Source organism: Devosia sp. YR412, assembly GCF_900110945.1.
Classification (GTDB): Bacteria; Pseudomonadota; Alphaproteobacteria; order Rhizobiales; family Devosiaceae; genus Devosia.
In genome coordinates this window covers 106,886-127,722 of sequence record NZ_FOFL01000001.1, presented here as the reverse complement: position 1 = coordinate 127,722, position 20,837 = coordinate 106,886, and the positions used below count along the sequence as shown (strand labels likewise).

Here is a 20,837-nt window from a genome sequence, read left to right as displayed (position 1 = left end):
GCTTAGCTAGCCCGGTCGAGGATGGCCGTAGCCTCGGTGACGAAATAGGCACCGGCGTCTTCTGCCGAGCGGGCGCCGAAGCCGACTTCCTGGCTCAGCGTACGGAGCAGGGAGATGTCGATCTCACCGGCGGCAGCCGGCGGTGGCGGCGGCAGGGCGCCGAGCAGGTCGCCCAGATTGGCCACGAAGTTGAGCGCAATCTGGTTGGCTTCATCGAGCGTCGGCGCCACGGCGTCGCGCACGGTGGCCGAACAGGGAATGCCGCGTTCCACACCGAGGATCTTGCCGGCTTCGACGTCGTTGACGAAGTAGCTGACGAATTCGGTGGCCGCTTCCTTGCTGGCCGACGAGCCGGCGATGGAGAAGAACATCGACGGCTTGCGGTAATGACCGCCACCCGAACCGGCTTCGAGGCGCGGATAGCCGCACATGTCGAGCTTGTCCTGCACCAGGGCCTGGAAGCCGACCAGCTGGTTGGAGTTGGAGGGCATCAGCGCCGACTTGCCGGTGACCAGCATGGAGCTTTCCAGCGGGCCGGTATCGAGCGCCTGGTCTTCCATCAGCACGATCACGCCGGCATCGCGCAGCCCGTTCCACAGGGTGAACCATTCCACCATTTCATCGGCGCCAAAGCCCAGCTTGCCGTCGGCGGTATAAAGGGCGAGGCCCTTCTGGCGCAGCCAGTTGTCGAGCATGGGCTCGACGCCCGAGCCGTCGCTCATCATCTTCATGCCATTGCGGATATTGGCGGCGGCGAAAGCCTCGCCCTTTTCGCGCAATTCGGCATAGGTCCAGGCATTGGTCGGCGGCTCGATGCCGGCTTCCTCGAAGGCTGCCGTATTGATCAGCGTCGCCACCGAATTGGCACCGAGCGAAATGCCATAGAGCTTGCCGTCGACCTTGCCGCCTTCGAGCTGGTCGGCATCGAAGTCGTCGAGCTTGAGCACGCCGCCGATGAATTCATCGAGTGGGGCGATGGCGTTGCGCTTGGCATATTCGACGATATAGCGGTAATCCATCTGGATCACGTCGGGGGCATTGCCGCCGGCAGTCTGGGTGGCAAGCTTTGGCCAATAGTCGTTCCAGGCGAGGAATTCGCCCTCGATGGAGCCGCCCTTGGCGGCGGTATAGAGATCGGTCACCCCATAGGTGCGATCGGCGCGGGCCTGGCCGCCCCAGAAGGTCAGACGCAGATTGGCGTCTTGGGCCCAGCTGGGCATGACGCCCGCGGCACCAGCGGCGACAAGCGCCGAGCTGCCCATCAGAAACTGACGTCGGTCGATACGATTAGTCATCAGGTCTTCCTCCCTAAAATGTTGCCGCTCCGGCGTCCGGAGCAGTGTGACAGCAGCCTCCCCGCCGCTAAGTCACCAACTGGTTACAACGATATGTCGTTTGATCGTCTTGTCAATCTGCCTGTGCCGCTCATTTTCTGGACTGGATTTTGTCCGGTCCGGCCAAATAACCGGGCGGTTACGACTAGCACGCAGCCTCCGAGTGGCGCAATGAGCTTGTATGGAAGATTGGCGCGGCGCAGGCCTGTCCCTTGTTTCGGGTTCGGACGGTCAGCATTGCCCAGACCGGGATAAAAGAAAAATACGAAATGCTGGCCTTGGCCATAGATAAAATCTATGGTTTGACCATGGACAAGATGCTCAGCCAGTTCCTCGCCGTGGCAGATGCCGGCTCGATCAGCGGTGCTGCGACAGCCCTGTTCGTCACCCAGCCGACGCTGACTTTCAACATGCGCAAGCTCGAACAGGAGCTCGGCGTGCAGCTGCTGCAGCGCTCGTCGCGCGGCGTGACGCTGACACCCTATGGCGAGACGCTGTATGAAAACGCCCGGCTGATGCGGCGCCTGCATCACAATATGCTGGGCGCCATTGCCGACCAGCGCGAGCGCAGCGAACGCGGCATTTCCATTGGCTCGGGCTACTCCTGGTGGACCATGTTCCTCAAGGATATGGTGGTCGCCTATCAGCAGGAATTCCCCAATGCCCCGGCGCAGGTCAGCCTCGGCAACCAGTTGCGCTGCATGGACCAGCTGATCTCGGGCGATATCCTGCTGTTTCTGGCCCATGAAATCGAAGGGCTCAGCCCCGGCGTCGGCGCGGAATTTGTGCCACTCAGCACGGTCTATCACGCCTATTTCGTCCGCCAGAACCATCCCCTGTTGGCCAGGCCACGCAGCGCGGCCGAAGTGGATGCCTATCCCTATGTCAGCTCATCGCCTGCCGAGAGCCGGCACCAGCGCTATTTCGACAGCGCCAGGCGGCGCACACGGATCGAGACGGTTTTCGATCGTTCCAGCTCGGCTTTCGCCAGCAATTCACTCGCCGCCTGCGTAGACTATACCCGCGCCACCGACGCCGTACTGCGCCACACCCATGTAATGCGCGACGACTTCGCCGGGCGCGGTCTGGTGGAAGTGACCCAGGCCGAACCGCCCCGCATCAGCCGCATGGGGATTTATCTGCTGACCGAGCAGCGGGATGATCCAAGGGTGCGGGATATGGTGAAGCGGATTACCGCGGCGGCAAAGCCGGTATTGCCGGCGTTGGAATAGAGGGGAGCACTGCCCCCAGGCCAATGGCTAGCAATCACCCCACCCGACCCCTCCGGGGCCACCCTCCCCATTCAGGGGAGGGAATTGCCGGCTCAGCGCACTCGATGCCGCTTATCCCTCCCCCTTGTGGGGAGCGTGGCCCCCGAAGGGGGTCGGGTGGGGTGGTGAGCCACAGAGGCTTTTCGTCACCCAGCCCGCGTCTTCAAATAATCCACCACCATCTGCACCGCCTGGGCCTCGCGCTCCTGCACCATGTCGATGGCGCTGAGGTCCCGCGCAAAGATCACCGATAGCGTCGCCATGTTGGACACATAGAAGAACCCCAGCGCGGCGATGGAAATGTAGAGCTGCACCGGATCGACGTCGCGGCGGAAAATCCCGGCATCGGCGCCGCGATCCATGATGGTCTTGATCTGCCCGACCAGGGGCGAATGCAGCGCCTGGATATCCGGCAGGGTTTTGAGAAACCGCGCATTCTCTATGTTTTCCGTGCCGAGCAGGCGCGGAAACCAGGGATTAGCCAGGAAGTGGCGGAAGGTAAACCGCACCAGCCGGTCCATGGCATCGACCGGGCCGAACTGGTCGAGGCTCAGCGCCCGCTCGCCACGACGGATCTCCTGATAGGCATCGAGCAGCACCGCCCGATACAGGTCTTCCTTGTTGCCGAAGTAGTGGTAGAGCAGTCGCTTGTTGGCGCCGGCCAACGAGGCAATGGCGTCCACCCGCGCACCCTCGAAGCCGCGCTCGGCGAATTCGGCCCGGCCGGCGACCAGAATGGCCGCCTTGGTCTTTTCCGAATTCCTGGCGCGCTTGACCGGCGCTTTGACGGCGAGAGCCTCGTCCATTGCCCCTCATGCGGCGAACGCCGCGGTTACTGAATGCTGCAAGGCTTTCCCAGATAGCAGCGGGCTTTGCCAGCGTAAAGAGCGCGGCCTCATGCGCCATTCGTCCTACAAGTCTTGAGGTCGCTTGACGCCGCAGCCTTGTCCCGTGTAGCTAAGTAACTAATCAGTTACACGCGCAAAGCGGCTCAGGAGGAAATCGACATGGCAGACAGGCGGATTGGCATCATCATGCACGGCGTCACCGGACGCATGGGCTATAACCAGCATCTGGTGCGCTCCATTCTCGCCATTCGCGACCAGGGCGGCATTGCGCTCAGCAATGGCGATCGTCTGGTGGTCGATCCGATCATCGTCGGCCGCGATGCCGACAAGATCGAGCGGCTGGCCAAAAAGCATAACATCGCGCGCTGGGGCTCCGACCTCGACGCTGCCCTCGCCAATCGCGAGGACACGGTTTTTTTCGATGCAGGCACCACGCTGATGCGGGCCGGACTGATCGAAAAGGCGCTGGCCGCCGGCAAGCATGTCTATTGCGAAAAGCCGACTTCCGATGATCTCGAAGTCGCCGTCAATCTGGCCAAGACCGCGCGCGCTTCGGGCCTCAAGCATGGCGTGGTGCAGGACAAGCTGTTCCTGCCGGGTCTGATGAAGATCAAGATGCTGGCCGACTCGGGGTTCTTCGGCAAAATCCTCTCGGTACGCGGCGAGTTCGGCTATTGGGTGTTCGAGGGCGACTGGCAGAAGGCGCAGCGGCCGAGCTGGAATTATCGCAAGGCGGATGGCGGCGGCATCATCCTCGATATGCTGTGCCACTGGCGCTATGTGCTGGATAACCTGTTCGGCGAGGTCAAGGCCGTGTCCTGCCTCGGCGCCACCCATATTCCGAGCCGTGTCGATGAAAAGGGCGTGCCCTACACGGCCGATACCGATGACGCCGCCTATGCGACCTTCGCGCTCGAAGGCGGCATTGTCGCCCAGATCAATTCCTCCTGGACCACCCGCGTCCGCCGCGACGATCTCGTGACCTTCCATGTCGACGGCACGCATGGCTCGGCGGTGGCGGGGCTGCACAAATGCTGGACCCAGCATCGCGTCAACACGCCCAAGCCGGTGTGGAACCCCGACCAGCCGCAAACCATGAACTTCTTCAACGACTGGGAAGAGGTGCCGGACAATTGGCCAGCCGACAATGGCTTCAAGGTGCAGTGGGAAATGTTCCTGCGCCACGTCGCCGAGGATGCACCTTGGGAATATGGCCTCGAAGCCGGCGCCAAGGGCGTCCAGCTTGCCGAGCTCGGATTGAAGAGCTGGGCCGAACGCCGCTGGCTGGATGTGCCAAAGCTGGAGTTCTAGTCCATGGTCAGCATCAACCTGCCCAATCCCGACCGCTCGATCACGCCCTATGTGCTGACCGGGGAGCCGATCCCCTTCGTCAAGCACAAGGCCAGCGACTTCAACCGCATTGCCTATGCCGCTGCCCATGTCGTCGCCGATCCCCTGGCCAGCAACGACCCCTGGCTGACCCCGGCGATCGACTGGGACACCACGCTCAAATTCCGTCACCGCCTGTGGGACCTTGGCCTTGGCGTCGCCGAGGCCATGGATACCGCGCAGCGTGGTATGGGTCTGGGCTGGGCCGAGGCGCAGGAGCTGATCCGCCGCGCCCAGGCCGAAGCCCGCACCCGCGACGATGCGCTGATCGCCTATGGCGCCGGCACCGATCACCTGATGCCCGGCCCGGACGTGACGATCGACCAGATCATCCGCGCCTATGAGGAGCAGGTCGGCTTCGTAGAAGCGCAGGGCGGCCGTGTCATCCTGATGGCCTCGCGGGCGCTGGCCGCTGCGGCGAAATCGCCCGACGACTACGCCCGCGTCTATGGCCACATCCTCAGCCAGGTGAAGCAGCCGGTGGTGATGCACTGGCTGGGCGAAATGTTCGATCCTGCCCTGCAGGGCTATTGGGGCGACATTGACCATGACCGCGCCATGAACACCTGCCTCGACGTCATCGCCGCCCATGCCGACAAGGTGGACGGCATCAAGATCTCGCTGCTCTCGGCGGAGAAGGAGATCGCCATGCGCCGGCGCCTGCCGGCGTCGGTCAAGATGTATACCGGCGACGATTTCAACTATGCCGAACTGATCGCCGGTGACAACCAAGGTTACAGCCACGCGCTACTCGGCATTTTCGACGCCATTGCTCCTGCCGCTTCGGCGGGGCTCGCCGCTCTGGGCAAGGGTAACAATAACGAGTTCTTCGACCTGCTCGAACCGACCGTGCCGCTCAGCCGGCATATCTTTGCCGCGCCGACCCGCTTCTACAAGACCGGCGTGGTCTTCCTCGCCTATCTCAACGGGCTGCAGGACCATTTCCAAATGATTGGCGGCCAGCAATCGACCAGATCCCTGCAGCACTTGGCAGAACTGTTCCGGCTGGCCGACAGGGCACGTGTCTTGAGTGACCCGGATGTCGCGGTTTCGCGCATGAAAGCGGTGCTCGATGTTAACAGTGTGCTAACCAAATGATCCAGCGCGCTATCTCATTGAACCTTGCCACCACCCGTCAGGTCTGGGGCTTCAAGGAAGCCGTCGACGGGTGCCTGAAAGCCGGCATCACTGCCATTTCCCCCTGGCGCGACCAGGTCGCCGCCATCGGCCTCGACGAGGCCGCCCGGATCGTCAAGGCCAATGGCCTCCAGCTCACCGGCCTCTGCCGCGGCGGCATGTTTCCAGCCGAAACCGCGGCCGGCAGGCAGGCGCAGATCGACGATAACCTGCGGGCCATCGACGAAGCAGCTGCTCTCAATGCCGATTGCCTGGTGTTGGTGGTCGGCGGATTACCCGGCAGCAGCAAGGACTTGCCCGGCGCCCGCGGCATGGTGCGCGACGGCATAGCCGCCATGCTGCCGCATGCCAAGGCCTCGGGCGTCAAGATCGCCATCGAGCCGTTGCACCCCATGTATGCCGCCGACCGCGCCTGCGTGAACACCATCGACCAAGCCCTCGACATCTGCGAGGACCTCGGCGAAACCGTCGGCGTCGCCATCGACGTCTACCACGTGTGGTGGGACCCAAGACTGGCGCAAGCCATTGAGCGCGCTGGCAGAATGAAGCGCATCTTCGCTCACCACATCTGCGACTGGCTGGTACCAACCAGGGACATGTTGCTCGACCGCGGCATGATGGGCGACGGCGTCATCGACCTGCCGGCCATTCGCAAGATGATCGAGGACGCCGGCTTCCATGGCCCGCAGGAAGTGGAAATCTTCAGCCAGGACAATTGGTGGAAGCGCCCCGGCGACGAAGTGCTGCAGATCGTCAAGGAACGGGTAGCGACGGTCTGATAGGCGAGAGCTTTCCGGCCATCACCCAGGTTAAACCCAGCAATGGCAGGAGCATGGCAAAGGCTATGCGAATGCCAAAGCCCTGCGCCACCGCCCCGATCAGCACCGGCGCGCCCAGGTTGACGAACTGGAAAATCAGCGTCGTCGCCGCCACATTCTGACTCGCCGGCCGGTCGCCCAGCCGGGCAGCGGCCGAGAGCATCAGCGGATAGAGCACGCAGATGCCGATGCCGACGAGGCCAAAACCGGCCAGCGCCGCGCCGGCATTGGGCGACAGTACCAGCAGCACAAGCCCCATGATGGCAATGCTGGACAGCGCCCGCGCCACCAGCACCGGACCAAAACGATCGATCCAGCGATCCGCCACCAATCGGCCCAAGGCCATGGTGACCAGCAGAGCCGGTAGCGCCAGCGATTCGATCCAGGCGGCGACCTCGAAACTGTCGCGCAGGAAAATGATCGACCAGGCGCGGGCCGCGCCTTCGGTCAGCCCGGCGCCGAGGCCGAATGCGACCAGACCCATGGTGGCAAGCGTCGGCCAGGCCAGCTTTTTCGTCGGTTCGCCCGTGTAAGGCCGCGCTGGGGTCAGCGGCATGGGCGCCACCACCAGCCAGGTCAGCGCCGCAATCATCGGCACCATGGTCCAGAGATGAATGGCCGGCGAGACGTCGAAACCGCGCAAAGCCGCGCCCAGCAGCGAGGTCACCAGGAATCCAACACTCCAGGCGCCATGGCAGGTGTTCATGATGCGCTGGCCCGAGGCGGCCTCGATGCGGTCGGCCTCGACATTGATGGCGATATTGGTCAGCGAAAAACCGACGCCATTGACCGCCAGAAGCGCGAACATGGCGAAGGGATTGAGCAGGACGGTGATCAGCGCCGCGCTCACGGTGACGATCGGCAGCATGACCAGGATCACCTTGCGCGGCCCGAAGCGCTCGATGATTCTGCTGGAAAACAGGAACATGCCCAGCCCGCCCAGCGGCTGGCCGATCAGCACCAGGCCGAGCTGCGCCTCGGAAAGGCCGATCATCAATTGGATATCGGGGATGCGCGTATGGATGGCGCCCAGCGCCAGGGCATGGACGAAGAACAGCGCTATGATGCGCCAGCGGGTGATGGGCAGGGCTGTCACTTCGGGCCGGGGTCCATCAAGATATGGATGCGATCGGCGCCCATGCGCGCCAATTTCAACATCAGCGCCTTGCGCCGTGCGCCGGCCATCGGCGTCAGCGGACTGTCGCGCAGGATGGCACCGTCATGCCCGTCCGCCACGATCAGGCCTTCGCTTTCAGGAAAGATTTCGGCTTCCAGCTCGGGCGGCTTGGCGAAGAAGAAGCGGTCGGAAAATTCCCGATACTCGTGCCACTTCTTGTCGACCTGGAAGTCTATCAGGCTCGACTTGATCTCGACGATCCAGATCTCGCCCTTGGGCCCGACGCCCAGCACATCGGCGCGGCGGCCAGAGCGCAGCGTGACCTCGGCATAGCAGGCCATGTCGTAGGTCTCGCGCAGCAGCCGCATCACCCCGCGCTGCACGCGCAGCGCGGTCGCCGATTGACGCAGATCGACGATCGGGCCCAGTTCAGGCATGGGGCGACACGGGTTCCGGCGGCAGGCCATGCGGATCGGGCAGCTTGCGGGTGCCCAGCGCAAAGCTCGAGGCCCAGAGCCCGGCCAGCAGAAGCGGCAGACAGATCAGGTAGGAATTGCGGATGCCCAAGTGTTCGGCGACGAAGCCGAGCAGCGGCGGCGCCATGAAGAAGACGACAAAGCTCACCTGCCCCAGTGCAGCGACATTGACCGCCGAGGGGCGATCGGTGCGCTGTGCCGCGGCCGAGACGGCCAGCGGGTAAACGGCCGAACAGCCGATACCCATCAGGGCAAAGCCGGCCAGGGCCACTTCCGGCATGGGCGCATAGCCCACCATCAGCACGCCGATACTGGCCAGAGCCAGCAGCACCATGGCGACATGGCGCGGGCCGAAGCGTGCCACCACCGGATCGGCAGTCAGGCGCATCGCGGCCATGAAAAAAGCAAACAGCGTCAGCCCCATGCCGCTGACAAAGGGGGCCGTAGAGAAAATTTCGTCCATATAGATGGCCGACCAGTCGATGCCGGCGCCTTCGACGAGGAAAGCAGCAAAGCCGATCAGGCAGAGCGGCAGCAGGCCCCAATTGGGGAAGGCGATGCGATGGGTATTTTCGCTCTCGGTGCGCTTGGGCGCCGGGGCTGGCCTGATGCCCGAGATCATATAGCCGCCGACCAGCACGACGATCAGCGCCACCAGCCCGAGATGGGCTTCGACGGAGAGCCCCGACTGTCGGATACCGGCGCCGAACAAGGCGGTGACGAAAAAGCCGACACTCCAGAAGCCATGCGCGCGGTTCATGAAATGCCCGCCGGTGTGGATTTCGAGCCGGTCGATCTCGACATTGAGATTGATTTCCAGCGCGCCAGACAAAAGACCGGTGAGGAACAGCACGCCGAACACGGCAGGGGCGAAACCCAGCCAGGGAATGCTGGCAAACAGCAGCGCCGGGCCGAGCACGGTGAAGAAAGCCGTGGTGCGGACGCCGATACGTTCGATCACCGAAGCCCCAAAGGTCAACGAGATCAGCGAGCCGATCGACATGCCGATCATGGTGAGGCCCAGCTGGGCCTTGTCGACCTGGAGATGCGTCTGGATATCGGGCAGGCGCGCCATCAGCGCGCCTGTGGTCAGGGCAAACAGAAAAAAGCAGGCATAGAGCCGGTGCTGCGGGGCAATCTTCACGGGGTAACGACCTTGGTAGCAGGAGCGGGCGCCAGCACATGCGCCGTGACAAGACCCAGCACGACCAGCGGCAGGCCAACGCCAAAGGTCCATTGGATGCCGAAATGCTCGGCGACATAGCCTAGCAAAGGCGGTCCGAGCAGGAAGGCGGTGAAGGAGAATTGCGCCAGCGCCGCCACATTGATGGCGGCGGGGCGATCAGTCTGCTGCGCTGCAGCCGACATGGCGAGCGGGAAAAGCGCCGAAGAGCCGATGCCGATCAGCGCGAAGCCCAGATAGGCCGACCAGTCGACCGGCGCGAAGAACACCAGCAGCACGCCAAGGCCGAGGATGGACAGCAGCGTCCGCGCCACGGCTACCGGATTGTAGCGATCGACGAAGCCATCGGCGAAGAAACGGGCAAATGCCTGCGAACCGGCCACGGTGGCCACGGCAATGCCGGCCCAGAAGGGCGCAGCGCCAAACACGTCGCGCATATAGATGGCCGACCAGTCGATGCCGGCTCCCTCCATCAGCATGGCCGAGAGGCAGACGCCGACCAGCAGCATGATGGTGACGGTGGGCCGCGCCAGATGCGGCGTGTCATCGGTGCTTGAGCCGGTACGATGGGCGGCGGGCTGGAAGCGGCCGAGAATGACCAGCGTGGCGACGAGAATGACCGGGATCATCAGCATCAGGTGATAGCGCGGCGCCAGACCGGTCTGGGCAATGAAGGACCCCACCATGCCGGCGGCAAAAAAGCCCAGACTCCAGAAAGCATGGGCGCGATTCATGATGCGGCGGCCGATGGCGTGTTCGACGCGATCGGCCTCGATATTGATGATGATTTCGATGCAGCCGATGGTCAGGCCCACCGGGATCAGCAGCAGGAAAAACACCAGCGGGCCCTGCGCCCACATGGCCAAGGCATAAAGCGCCGAGAGCAGCGGAATGGCGGTGAGCAGCACCCGGCGATAGCCAATCGCTTCGATGAAGCGGCCGGCAAAGGTCAGCGAGATCAGCGTGCCGACGGCCGAGCCGATCAGAGCCAGGCCGAGCTGCCCCTCGCCAACGCCCATGGCCCGCTGGATTTCCGGCAAGCGCGGGAACATCGAACCCATGCAGAAGGAATAGACAAAGAACGCCCCGAAGACCTTCATCTGGGGCGGCAGGTTGATGCCGAACGTCATGGCTGCACTCGCAAAATAGTCCCGGCGAAACTATGCGAGAATCAGCGGCGCGCAAAGACCGGGTGCAAACGTTTTCGGACAATTTTTGCAACGTTGCATTTTTGGACCTAGGGTCCGGCTTTTCGTGGCAGCTCGCCCCTGAACAGGGCGCCACGCTGTTGCATCAGGGCAGCGATCCGGTCGCCGACAAGATGCACCGAGGGCTCATGGCGCTCCTCGTGATGGCTGACCAGCCATTGCTCGGTCTCCAGCTCGCGGATCGGCAGCGCCACACGCACCAGCCGCGGATCGCTGTCGCCGACAAAGCAGGGAAACACCGAAAGGCCGGCGCCGGCCGCAACCAGTTCGCGCACGCTCATTGCATCATTGCCGCGTAGGCCGATGCGATCGCCATGATGAGCCTGCAGCCAGCGGGCCGAAGCGATCTGGGAACCCTCGCCGACCGTGCCGACGAAATAGCCGGCCTCGATGCCATTGACGAGATTGAGCCCGGAATAGAGCGCATGCGCCACCTTGCCGATCAGCCGGCCGGCCAGCCACTGCTCGGTCGGGCGATGGCTGCGAATGCCGAGATCAGCATGGCGGCGGCCGATATCGACCTTCTGGTTGGCGGTAACCAGCTCCAGCCCGAACCGGTCGGCGACGGTCCAGATCTCGCCGATATGGCTGGCGACAAAAGCGGAGGTCCAGGGTCCGGCCGAGACGCGCACCACGCGATCACCGGCCGCGCCTTCCTTCCAGCGCTTGAGCGAATGCATCGCCGCTTCGACATCTTCGGCGCGCTCCAGCAGGTCTTCGCCGGCCTGGGTCAGGCTGTAGCCTTGCTGGCGGCGCAAAAATAGCGGCTGGCCAAGCTGGCGTTCCAGCGCGGTGATGCGGCGGCCGAGCGTTGCTGCGCTCAATCCGGTGGTGGTCGTGGCGGCGCTCAACCCGCCCAGCCGCGCCACATCGAGAAACAGCCGTAGATCGTCCCAGCTAAAATCCATTTTTCATTTCTGCAAAGAGCCTTGCGATTTCGACTATAGAGATCGCCCCCGGAAATGCGCAAGTATCGGTCTTGCGGCGCTATCGAGCGCCACACCGCAATAGCTGAACCACCAGAAATGAAAATTCGAGGCCTCAGGTTTCGGGGAGGCGAAGCTTTGCGTCAAACAAGGAGACTGATGATGATTGAAACCATGACACGCAAGCTGGTGGACTGGTGGGGGCGCCAGACCGCCGTTCAAAGACTGCAAGCGCTGGACGATCGGCTGCTGGCCGACATGGGCATAAAGCGCCAGGATATCGCCTGCAGCGTCCAGGGCTGCGACGACGTCTGCTAGCGCCAAAGAAAAGGCCGCCCCGAGGGGCGGCCGGTGGCGATCGTCAAGACGAACGCGAGGAGAGATCAGCCTTCGGCGAGGCAGACAGAAGTAGTGCCGCGGTTGCGGAAGCCGAGCGCGGTGGCGGCGGCCTTGCTCAGATCGATGATGCGCTTGCCGTGGAAGGGGCCACGATCGTTGATGGTGACCTCAACATGCTTGCCGGTATTCTGGTCGGTCACGACAACCTTGGTGCCGAAGGGAAGAGAACGATGCGCTGCCGTCATGGCGTTCTCGTTGAAGATTTGTCCGGAGGCGGCACGCTTGCCATTGAAGCCAGGGCCATACCAGGACGCGCCGCCGCATTGGGCATAGGCTGCAGTGGAAAGGGACAGAAGGGCTGCAGCAACAAATGCGGCGGAAACGGCTTTTCTAATCAAACGACTAAACTCACGTCAGTTAAGGTGAGGCGTTTGTTAAAGGGCGCTATCGGCCACAATGTGCCCAAACCCGGCAGTTTCGGCCTGCTTGGCCGTCTGTTGCCCAATTGCCTCAAGATTCCGGGCACTAATTTCGCCGTCTTGCTGAATGACTCGGCGCAATTGGAGGAAATGAATCCGGAATCCACGCGAATCTTGTCCAGCGTCATTCCGGAATCTCCCCAAGTGGAGATTCATCTTGCGCCCTGTGGCCGAGAGGTCACGGTTCCAGCCTAACTGACCTTTTCTGCGTTGTGGGTGTGGTTGCGCCGAAAATTGGGGTGTTTTGGCGGTGCGAAAAGCCGAAATCAGGCACGATTGTGGCAGCAATCTTGCCATTTTGTCGCTTAGGACCTCGACCTACCTCATCCATCCTATTCATTATTGAATAGGAAGTGTTTGTTTTGCGGGAATTCAAACCAGCCACGCATGGAGCTAGCGTCTGTTGATCAAACGAGGAAAACCACGATGACCACCGCAACAAACCACACCGCCTCCCACGCCATCATGCTGCAGCGTCTCGAAGGCCTTGCCGCCGTCGGGTTGGGCGTAGCCGCCTATTATGTTCTGGGCCAATCCTGGCTGATCTTCGCCCTTTTGTTCCTGGCGCCCGACCTGACCATGCTGGGCTATCTGCGCAATGCGACGTTCGGCCGGCTGACCTATAATTTTGGCCACACCTATGTAGCGCCGGCTGTACTGGCGCTGTCGGGACTGGTCTTCGGCCCGCTGGCCTATGGTCTGGCTGCCATCTGGGTCGCCCATATCGGTTTTGACCGGGCGCTGGGCTATGGCCTCAAGCTCGGCAGCTTCACCCAGACCCATCTCGGCGCGGTCGGCAAGGCCCGCGCCTAGCGGGTCACGCGATAGTCCACATGGGTGGCAAAGCGGGTGTGGCGCGAACCGGTCGGCTCGAGTTGGGCGGTCAACCCTTCCCACAGCCGCTCGCCCTGTCCGACGATCAGCGGCACGATCTTGAGGTGCAGCGTGTCCACCGCACCGGCATTGAGATAGTGGCGCAAGGTGGTGACCCCGCCGGCAATGGCGACATTGCGTCCACCGGCCGCCTCCTTGGCACGGGCCAGTGCCACTTCGGGGCCCTGGGTGACGAAATGGAACGTGGTCCCACCCTCCATCTCGATCGGCGGGCGCTCGTAGTGGGTCAAGACGAAGACCGGCGCGCGATAGGGCGGATTGGGGCCCCACCAGCCGGTCCACTCTTCCTCCCAGACGCCCGGCCCGGGTGCGGCCCACATGTTGCGGCCCATGACGAAGGCGCCGTGATCGACAATGGCGTCGATCTCGGCGCGGTTGGTGTCGGCATCCTCGAACATCCAGCGCGCCAGTTGGCGCGGGTCCACCGTGCCGAATGGGCGCTCGCGGCTCTGGTTGAGACCGCTACCGAAGCCGTCCAGCGACAGCATCATATGGGCGCGAACCTGCTGGGTCATGACGGCCTCCCTGCCGAATTATTGCCCTATGGAGCTATAGAGGCCGAGCCGCTGTCAAGCGCGGCTCAACGCGGCCGCGGCGTCAGGCCGAACAGGAACAGCTGTTCGAGATAGCGCGCCGCATCCTCGAACCGTCCCTCGCCACCGCGACCGGGACCGAGCACGGCGCGCACCTGCACGTCGAAATCGGCATAATGCTGCGTGGTCGCCCAGATCGAAAAGATCAGGTGATAGGGGTCGGTGCGCGTCAACTTGCCTTGGTCCATCCAGGTCAGCAGCACGCGCGCCTTTTCATCGACGAGGTTTTTGAGATCGACCTCGATCATCTCGATGATGCGCGGCGCGCCCTGCAGCATTTCATTGGCGAACAACCGGCTTTCGCGCGGAAAGTCGCGTGCCATCTCCAGCTTGCGGCGAATATAAGAGCGGATTTCGGGGAAGGGATCGCCGTCGGCATCCATTTCACGCAAGGGGGCCAGCCAGGTCACCAGCAGCTCGCCCATCAGGCGGCGATGGATCTCTTCCTTGCGCGGGAAATAATACAGCAGGTTGGGTTTGCTCATCCCTGCCACTTCGGCGATCTGGTCGATGGTGGCGCCGCGAAAGCCATGCAGCGAAAACACATCCAGCGCCGCTTCGAGGATAATATCCTGCTTTTCGCGCTGAATCCGGGTCAGCGGCCGCGGCTTGGGCGGGGCATGCGTAGCCGCCTTGGCGTCAGCCTTGTGCTGGCGCTTGGGAGCGATCGGGACTTCGGCACTTTTCACTTTGGTCGGCGGCATTTTCGCCTTGCGGGAAAGTTTGGGAGTGCTAACATTTTTCCAACTGGTCAAAATTTCTGGACTTAAAGCGTCGGCGTCAAGAGCCAAAACGTGGACCAGACCAGAATCAAGGGGAGTGAGCGTTTCGTGTCCAATTCCAACGCCGTGGTGCCGAACGATCTGAGCGCCTTCTGGATGCCGTTTACGGCCAATCGGCAGTTCAAGAAATCGCCACGCATGTTCGTTGCGGCCAAGGATATGCATTACACGACCAGTGACGGTCGCCAGGTGCTCGACGGCACTGCGGGCCTGTGGTGCGTCAATGCTGGTCACGCGCGTCCCAAGATCGTGGAAGCGATTGCCAAGCAGGCGGCCGAGCTCGACTACGCCCCCGCCTTCCAGATGGGCCATCCCAAGGCCTTCGAGCTGGCCAATCGTCTCGTGGACATTGCCCCCGAGGGGCTCAACCATGTGCTCTATACCAATTCAGGTTCTGAATCGGTCGAGACGGCGCTCAAGGTGGCGCTGGCCTATCACCGCGTGAAGGGCGAAGGTGCGCGCACAAGGCTGATCGGCCGCGAGCGCGCCTATCACGGCGTCAATTTCGGCGGCATTTCGGTGGGCGGCATTGTCACCAACCGGAAAATGTTCGGCACGCTGCTCGGCGGCGTCGACCACATGCCCCATACCCATAACCTCAGCAAAAACGCCTTCACCAAGGGGGTGCCGGAATATGGCACCGAGCTGGCCGATGAGCTGGAACGCATCGTCACGCTGCATGACGCGTCCACCATTGCTGCCGTCATCGTCGAGCCGGTCGCCGGCTCCACAGGCGTGCTGATCCCGCCGGTCGGCTATCTCAAGCGCCTGCGCGAGATCACCAAGAAGCATGGCATCCTTCTTATATTCGACGAGGTCATCACCGGCTTTGGCCGTCTCGGCACGCCGTTTGGCGCCGACTATTTCGGCGTGACGCCCGATATCATGGTCACCGCCAAGGGCCTGACCAATGGCATTATCCCGATGGGTGCCGTGCTGGTCAGCTCGGAGATCCATGATGCCTTCATGGGCGGGCCGGAGCACGTCATCGAATTCTTCCACGGCTATACCTATTCGGGCAATCCGGTGGCTTCCGCGGCAGCTCTCGCCACGCTCGAAACCTACAAGGACGAGGATCTGCTCACGCGCGGCACCGAGATGGGCGTGCATTTCGCCGAGGCGCTGCATTCGCTCAAGGGCGAACCGCATGTCATCGACATCCGCAATATCGGCATGGTCGGCGCGATCGAGCTCGAACCGATCGCTGGCTCGCCGACCAAACGGGCCTTCTCGGCCTTCCTCGCCGCCTATGAAAGCGGCTTTCTGATCCGCACCACCGGCGACATCATCGCGCTCAGCCCGCCGCTGATCATCTCCAAGGCGCAGATCGCCGAACTGATCGACGGCATTCGCGCCGTGTTGCGGAGCATTGCATAATGAACGTCATTGAAAATGCCGTTGCCGGCAAGCGCTATGTCTCCACCGGCCGCCGCGTGCCGGTGTTCAATCCGGCCACCGGCGAGGTCTCTGCCGAGCTGCCGTTGTCGACGTTGAGCGAACTCAACGACGCGGTAGCGTCGTCGAAAAAGGCGCAGGTCGCCTGGGGCAATACACCGCCGATGAAGCGCGCCCGCGTGATGTTCAAGTTCAAGGCGCTGCTCGATCAATATGCCGATGACCTGGCCCGCGAAATTTCGCGCGAACATGGCAAGGTGCATGACGATGCTTTGGGCGAAGTCGCTCGCGGCATCGACTGCGTGGACTTTGCCTGCGGCATTCCGCAGCTTCTGAAGGGCGAGTTCAGCCGCAATGTCGGCCCCTCGATCGACAGCTATTCCGACCGCCAGCCGCTCGGCGTCGTCGCGGGCATCACGCCGTTCAACTTCCCGGCCATGGTGCCGATGTGGATGTATCCGGCCGCCATCGCCTGCGGCAATGCGTTCATCCTCAAGCCATCCGAGCGCGATCCGTCTGCGCCCATGCTGGCCTGGAACCTCTTCATGGAAGCCGGGCTCCCCGAAGGCATTCTCAATGTCGTGCATGGCGACAAGGAAATGGTTGACGGCATTCTCGACCATCCCGACATCAAGGCCGTCAGCTTCGTCGGCTCGACGCCGATTGCCGAGTATGTTTATCAGCGCGGCACGAAGGCGGGAAAACGCGTCCAGGCCCTTGGCGGCGCCAAGAACCATATGGTCATCCTGCCCGACGCGGATCTCGACCAGGTCGCCGATGCGCTGATGGGCGCCGGCTATGGCTCGGCCGGCGAACGCTGCATGGCCATTTCGGTCGCCGTGCCGGTCGGCAAGGAAACCGGTGATGCGCTGGTCGCCAAGCTCAAGCCACGGGTCGAAAGCCTCAAGATCGGCCCCGCCACCGACAAGGATGCCGAAATGGGTCCGGTGGTCACCAAGATACACCGCGACAAGATTGTCGGTTACATTGACGCCGGCGTCGAGCAGGGCGCCGACCTCGTGGTCGACGGCCGCGGCTTCTCGCTGCAGGGCTATGAGGGCGGCTATTACGTCGGCGGCACGCTGTTCGACAATGTCACGCCCGAGATGACGATCTACAAGGAAGAGATCTTCGGGCCGGTGCTCTCGGTGGTGCGCGCCGAGACCTATGACGCCGCGGTCAAGCTGATCAACGAGCATGAATATGGCAATGGCACCGCCATCTTCACCCGCGACGGCGACGCCGCCCGCGAATTTGCCGACAAGATCGAAGTCGGCATGGTCGGCATCAACGTGCCGATCCCGGTGCCGGTGGCCTATCACTCCTTCGGCGGCTGGAAGCGCTCGCTGTTTGGCGATCACTCCATCTACGGCCCCGAAGGCGTCCATTTCTACACACGGCTGAAAACCGTCACCACCCGCTGGCCCGCCGGCATCAAGGGCGGCGCCGAATTCAGCTTCCCGAGCGTCAAATAGGAATATGACCATGTCTGCCCCAGGAGAAAACCTTCGTATCAACGGTGATCGGCTCTGGGACAGCCTGATGGATATGGCCAAGATTGGTCCCGGCATTGCCGGGGGCAATAACCGCCAGACGCTGACCGACGAGGATGGCGAAGGCCGTCGCCTGTTCCAGCGCTGGTGCGACGACGCCGGGCTGACCATGGGCGTCGACCAGATGGGGACGATGTTCATGACGCGTCCGGGCACGGATCCCGATGCCCTGCCGGTCTATGTCGGCAGCCATCTCGATACCCAGCCGACCGGCGGCAAATATGACGGCGTGCTTGGCGTTTTGGCCGGGCTCGAAGTCGTGCGTTCGCTCAACGACCTCGGCATCAAGACCAAGCATCCGATTGTCGTCACCAATTGGGCCAATGAAGAGGGCGCGCGTTTCGCCCCCGCCATGCTGGCCTCGGGCGTCTTTGCGGGAATCCACACGCAGGACTACGCCTATGGCCGCAAGGACCAGGACGGCAAGACCTATGGTGATGAACTGGCCCGCATCGGCTGGCGCGGCGAGGAACAGGTCGGCGCCCGCAAGATGCATGCCTATTTCGAATATCACATCGAGCAAGGCCCGATCCTTGAGGCCGAGAACAAGCAGATCGGCGTCGTCACCCACGGCCAGGGCCTGTGGTGGCTCGAATTCACCCTGACCGGCAAGGAAGCCCATACCGGCTCGACGCCGATGCTGATGCGGGTCAATGCGGGTCTAGCCACCGCACGCATCATCGAAGCGGTGCAGGAGATCGCCATGGCGCATCAGCCGGGCGCCGTCGGTGGCGTGGGGCAGATGAAGTTCTCGCCCAATTCGCGCAATGTGCTACCGGGCACGGTGGTGTTCACGGTCGATATCCGTTCGCCGGAGCTGGGCAAGCTGACGTCAATGCGGAGCCAGATCGAGGCGCGTGCACAGGCTATCTGTGCCGAACTCGGCGTCGGCTATGCCATGGAGGCCGTGGGGCATTTCGATCCGGTGGCCTTCGATCCGGTCCTCGTTGGCCGTGTGCGCTCGGCGGCCGAAAAGCTCGGCTATTCGCACATGGACATCATCTCCGGCGCTGGCCACGACGCCTGCTGGACCAATCGCCTCGCCCCCACCACCATGATCATGTGCCCCTGCGTCGACGGCCTCAGCCACAACGAGGCCGAGGACATTTCCATGGAATGGGCCGCCGCCGGTTGCGACGTGCTGTTCCACGCCGTGCTGGAAACGGCGGAGATTGTCGAGTGACGAGGCCGTTGATCGACGTGACCAAATCGATCAACGAGATGACCGGGCACCCGGACTTCACCGGCCCGTTTGAGAGTACGTCGCACGAAGCGTTCCACGCGGCCTGCGCGGCCCCTATCGGCTCGCTGAACGACGTCGATCTGGTGCGGCTGATCGTGCAGGAGGCAGAGGTCGAGATTGTGGTGCGCTACCTGCTCGACAGGGTGGAAGCGGACCCTGCGGTAAAGCTCGACCGGACCTTGCTGCTGACAATGCTGATCCATGAAATTCCCCGCCAGTTCTGGGCCGGGCACAAGGATTTGCAAACCGAGGCCGTGGACCTCGTTCACCGCATCGACAAGCGCATTCCCGAGGACATCGTCGCCGACGCCATCTTCTTTCTCGAAATGAACAGCGACAATCCGCCCAAGCGAGGATGGGGCGGGGAGTGGCTCGATTGACCATAGGACAGGCAGTATGAGCAAAGTCATCAAGAACGGCACCGTCGTTACCGCTGATCTAACCTACAAGGCGGACGTCAAGATTGAAGGCGATGTGATCGTCGAGATCGGCCAAAACCTTTCCGGAGACGAGGTGCTCGACGCCAGTGGCTGTTACATCATGCCCGGTGGCATCGATCCGCATACCCATCTGGAAATGCCCTTCATGGGCACCTATTCCGCCGATGACTTCGAGAGCGGCACTCGCGCGGGCCTGGCCGGCGGCACTACCATGGTGGTGGATTTCTGCCTGCCCAATCCCAACCAGAGCCTGATCGAGGCCCTCCACATGTGGGACAACAAGACCGGCAAGGCGAGTGCCGACTACAGCTTCCACATGGCGATTACCTGGTGGGGCGAGCAGGTGTGGCGCGAAATGGAGGAGGTGGTCGATCGCGGCATCACCAGCTTCAAGCATTTCATGGCCTACAAGGGTTCGCTGATGGTCAATGACGACGAGATGTTCTCGTCGTTCCAGCGCTGCGCCGAGCTTGGCGCCCTGCCGCTGGTGCATGCCGAGAACGGCGACGTGGTTGCGGCGATGACGGCCAAGCTGCTTGCCGAGGGCAATAATGGCCCCGAAGGCCATGCCTATTCGCGCCCGCCGGAAGTCGAAGGCGAGGCCACCAATCGCGCCATCATGATCGCGGATATGGCGGGCGTGCCGCTTTATGTCGTGCATGTCAGCTCCGAACAGGCGCATGAAGCCATTCGCCGCGCCCGCCAGAAGGGCATGCGCGTCTATGGCGAGCCGCTGGTGCAGCATTTGACGCTGGATGAAAGCGAATATTTCAACCAGGACTGGGATCACGCCGCCCGTCGCGTCATGTCGCCGCCCTTCCGCAACAAGAGCCACCAAGATTCGCTGTGGGCCGGGCTGCAGTCGGGCTCTCTGTCCTGTGTCGCAACAGATCACTGTGCCTTCACCACGGCGCAGAAGCGCAGTGGCCTTGGCGATTTCTCGAAAATTCCCAATGGCACGGGCGGCTTGGAAGATCGCCTGCCGGTGCTGTGGACCGCGGGCGTCAACACCGGTCGCCTGACCATGAACGAATTCGTCGCCGTCACCTCGACCAATATTGCGAAGATCCTGGGCCTCTATCCCAAAAAGGGCGCTGTGCTGGTTGGCGCCGATGCCGACCTGATTGTCTGGGACCCGGCGCGCAAGAAGACCATCACCGCTTCCGCCCAGCAGTCGGTCATCGACTACAATGTCTTCGAAGGTTTCGAGGTCACCGGCCTGCCGCGCTTCGTGCTGAGCCGTGGCAAGGTCTCGGTTACCGAGAATTCCGTCGATGCGGAGCCGGGCCATGGCAAGTTTGTCGGCCGCGAGGCAAAGAACCCTGTGAACCGGGCGCTGTCGCAGTGGAAAGACATCGTCGCACCGCGCAAGGTGGAACGGTCGGGCATTCCGGCTTCGGGGGTTTGAAAGC

21 protein-coding genes are annotated in these 20,837 nt (G+C 62.7%); 11 read left to right on the top strand and 10 right to left on the bottom strand.

Translation table 11 applies throughout. The features are described from left to right. Positions 1-2: 2 nt before the first annotated feature. A complete protein-coding gene (locus BM045_RS00625) occupies positions 3-1,295 on the bottom strand; it encodes an ABC transporter substrate-binding protein (protein WP_092179082.1) in 1,293 nt (430 codons plus the stop codon). Between the two features lie 317 nt (positions 1,296-1,612). Here BM045_RS00625 and BM045_RS00620 point away from each other — a divergent pair, with 317 nt between their 5' ends. Next, entirely contained in the window at positions 1,613-2,566 is a 954-nt protein-coding gene (locus tag BM045_RS00620) for a LysR family transcriptional regulator (protein ID WP_170848316.1), read from the top strand. 185 nt (positions 2,567-2,751) lie between these two features. Here the strand turns inward: BM045_RS00620 and BM045_RS00615 are convergent, their stop codons facing one another. Continuing rightward, complete coding sequence (locus tag BM045_RS00615; RefSeq protein WP_092179080.1) at positions 2,752-3,411, bottom strand: TetR/AcrR family transcriptional regulator; 660 nt, start codon at positions 3,409-3,411, stop codon at positions 2,752-2,754. 201 nt (positions 3,412-3,612) lie between these two features. Between BM045_RS00615 and BM045_RS00610 the strand changes: the two genes are divergently transcribed. From BM045_RS00610 to BM045_RS00600, 3 genes are read left to right on the top strand one after another with little or no spacing between them, the layout of a single operon-like run. Further along, a complete protein-coding gene (locus BM045_RS00610) occupies positions 3,613-4,764 on the top strand; it encodes a Gfo/Idh/MocA family protein (protein ID WP_092179079.1) in 1,152 nt (383 codons plus the stop codon). Positions 4,765-4,767: 3 nt separating this feature from the next. Then, positions 4,768-5,940 (top strand): dihydrodipicolinate synthase family protein, encoded by a 1,173-nt coding sequence (locus BM045_RS00605; RefSeq protein ID WP_092179078.1) that lies wholly within the window; start codon positions 4,768-4,770, stop codon positions 5,938-5,940. After that, positions 5,937-6,758, top strand: a complete 822-nt coding sequence (locus BM045_RS00600) for a sugar phosphate isomerase/epimerase family protein (protein WP_092179077.1) — start codon at positions 5,937-5,939, stop codon at positions 6,756-6,758. Before BM045_RS00605 ends, BM045_RS00600 begins: the two co-directional genes overlap by 4 nt. Here the strand turns inward: BM045_RS00600 and BM045_RS00595 are convergent. From BM045_RS00595 to BM045_RS00575, 5 genes are all read right to left on the bottom strand, one after another. After that, complete coding sequence (locus BM045_RS00595) at positions 6,733-7,893, bottom strand: MFS transporter (RefSeq protein WP_170848315.1); 1,161 nt, start codon at positions 7,891-7,893, stop codon at positions 6,733-6,735. The genes BM045_RS00600 and BM045_RS00595 overlap by 26 nt on opposite strands. Then, positions 7,890-8,351, bottom strand: coding sequence for an MmcB family DNA repair protein (locus BM045_RS00590; RefSeq protein WP_092179075.1), 462 nt, complete (start codon positions 8,349-8,351; stop codon positions 7,890-7,892). Before BM045_RS00590 ends, BM045_RS00595 begins: the two co-directional genes overlap by 4 nt. Beyond that, positions 8,344-9,534: an MFS transporter gene (locus BM045_RS00585; RefSeq protein ID WP_092179074.1), complete on the bottom strand. Its 1,191-nt coding sequence runs from the start codon at positions 9,532-9,534 to the stop codon at positions 8,344-8,346. Before BM045_RS00585 ends, BM045_RS00590 begins: the two co-directional genes overlap by 8 nt. Next, on the bottom strand, positions 9,531-10,703 hold the full coding sequence (locus BM045_RS00580; protein ID WP_092179073.1) for an MFS transporter: 1,173 nt from the start codon (positions 10,701-10,703) through the stop codon (positions 9,531-9,533). The genes BM045_RS00585 and BM045_RS00580 overlap by 4 nt, the downstream gene beginning before the upstream one ends. A gap of 107 nt (positions 10,704-10,810) precedes the next feature. Further along, positions 10,811-11,689 (bottom strand): LysR family transcriptional regulator, encoded by an 879-nt coding sequence (locus BM045_RS00575; RefSeq protein ID WP_092179072.1) that lies wholly within the window; start codon positions 11,687-11,689, stop codon positions 10,811-10,813. A 180-nt stretch (positions 11,690-11,869) separates the two neighbouring features. Here BM045_RS00575 and BM045_RS18810 point away from each other — a divergent pair, with 180 nt between their 5' ends. Then, on the top strand, positions 11,870-12,025 hold the full coding sequence (locus BM045_RS18810) for a DUF1127 domain-containing protein (RefSeq protein ID WP_170848314.1): 156 nt from the start codon (positions 11,870-11,872) through the stop codon (positions 12,023-12,025). Positions 12,026-12,090: 65 nt separating this feature from the next. Here the strand turns inward: BM045_RS18810 and BM045_RS00565 are convergent, their stop codons facing one another. Next, positions 12,091-12,444 carry a septal ring lytic transglycosylase RlpA family protein gene (locus tag BM045_RS00565; protein ID WP_092179070.1) on the bottom strand — a complete coding sequence of 118 codons (354 nt, stop codon included), beginning with the start codon at positions 12,442-12,444 and terminating at the stop codon, positions 12,091-12,093. Between the two features lie 507 nt (positions 12,445-12,951). Between BM045_RS00565 and BM045_RS00560 the strand changes: the two genes are divergently transcribed. Beyond that, entirely contained in the window at positions 12,952-13,338 is a 387-nt protein-coding gene (locus BM045_RS00560; protein WP_170848313.1) for a DUF4260 domain-containing protein, read from the top strand. Here BM045_RS00560 and BM045_RS00555 read toward each other — a convergent pair. Continuing rightward, positions 13,335-13,934: a dihydrofolate reductase family protein gene (locus tag BM045_RS00555; protein ID WP_092179069.1), complete on the bottom strand. Its 600-nt coding sequence runs from the start codon at positions 13,932-13,934 to the stop codon at positions 13,335-13,337. The genes BM045_RS00560 and BM045_RS00555 overlap by 4 nt on opposite strands. Positions 13,935-13,999: 65 nt before the next feature. Further along, complete coding sequence (locus BM045_RS00550) at positions 14,000-14,716, bottom strand: TetR family transcriptional regulator C-terminal domain-containing protein (protein WP_092179068.1); 717 nt, start codon at positions 14,714-14,716, stop codon at positions 14,000-14,002. Positions 14,717-14,890: 174 nt separating this feature from the next. Here BM045_RS00550 and BM045_RS00545 point away from each other — a divergent pair, with 174 nt between their 5' ends. The 5 genes from BM045_RS00545 to hydA are packed head-to-tail and all read left to right on the top strand — an operon-like array spanning position 14,891 to position 20,833. Next, positions 14,891-16,171 (top strand): omega-aminotransferase AptA, encoded by a 1,281-nt coding sequence (locus tag BM045_RS00545; RefSeq protein ID WP_170848400.1) that lies wholly within the window; start codon positions 14,891-14,893, stop codon positions 16,169-16,171. Next, a complete protein-coding gene (locus tag BM045_RS00540) occupies positions 16,171-17,664 on the top strand; it encodes a CoA-acylating methylmalonate-semialdehyde dehydrogenase (RefSeq protein ID WP_092179067.1) in 1,494 nt (497 codons plus the stop codon). The genes BM045_RS00545 and BM045_RS00540 overlap by 1 nt, the downstream gene beginning before the upstream one ends. 10 nt (positions 17,665-17,674) lie before the next feature. Next, positions 17,675-18,925 carry a Zn-dependent hydrolase gene (locus BM045_RS00535; protein ID WP_092180708.1) on the top strand — a complete coding sequence of 417 codons (1,251 nt, stop codon included), beginning with the start codon at positions 17,675-17,677 and terminating at the stop codon, positions 18,923-18,925. An 8-nt stretch (positions 18,926-18,933) separates the two neighbouring features. Further along, positions 18,934-19,365: a hypothetical protein gene (locus BM045_RS00530; protein WP_092179066.1), complete on the top strand. Its 432-nt coding sequence runs from the start codon at positions 18,934-18,936 to the stop codon at positions 19,363-19,365. Between the two features lie 16 nt (positions 19,366-19,381). Further along, the gene (gene hydA / locus BM045_RS00525; RefSeq protein WP_092179065.1) at positions 19,382-20,833 is read left to right on the top strand and encodes a dihydropyrimidinase; all 1,452 of its coding nucleotides are present in this window, start codon (positions 19,382-19,384) and stop codon (positions 20,831-20,833) included. Positions 20,834-20,837 lie beyond the last annotated feature (4 nt).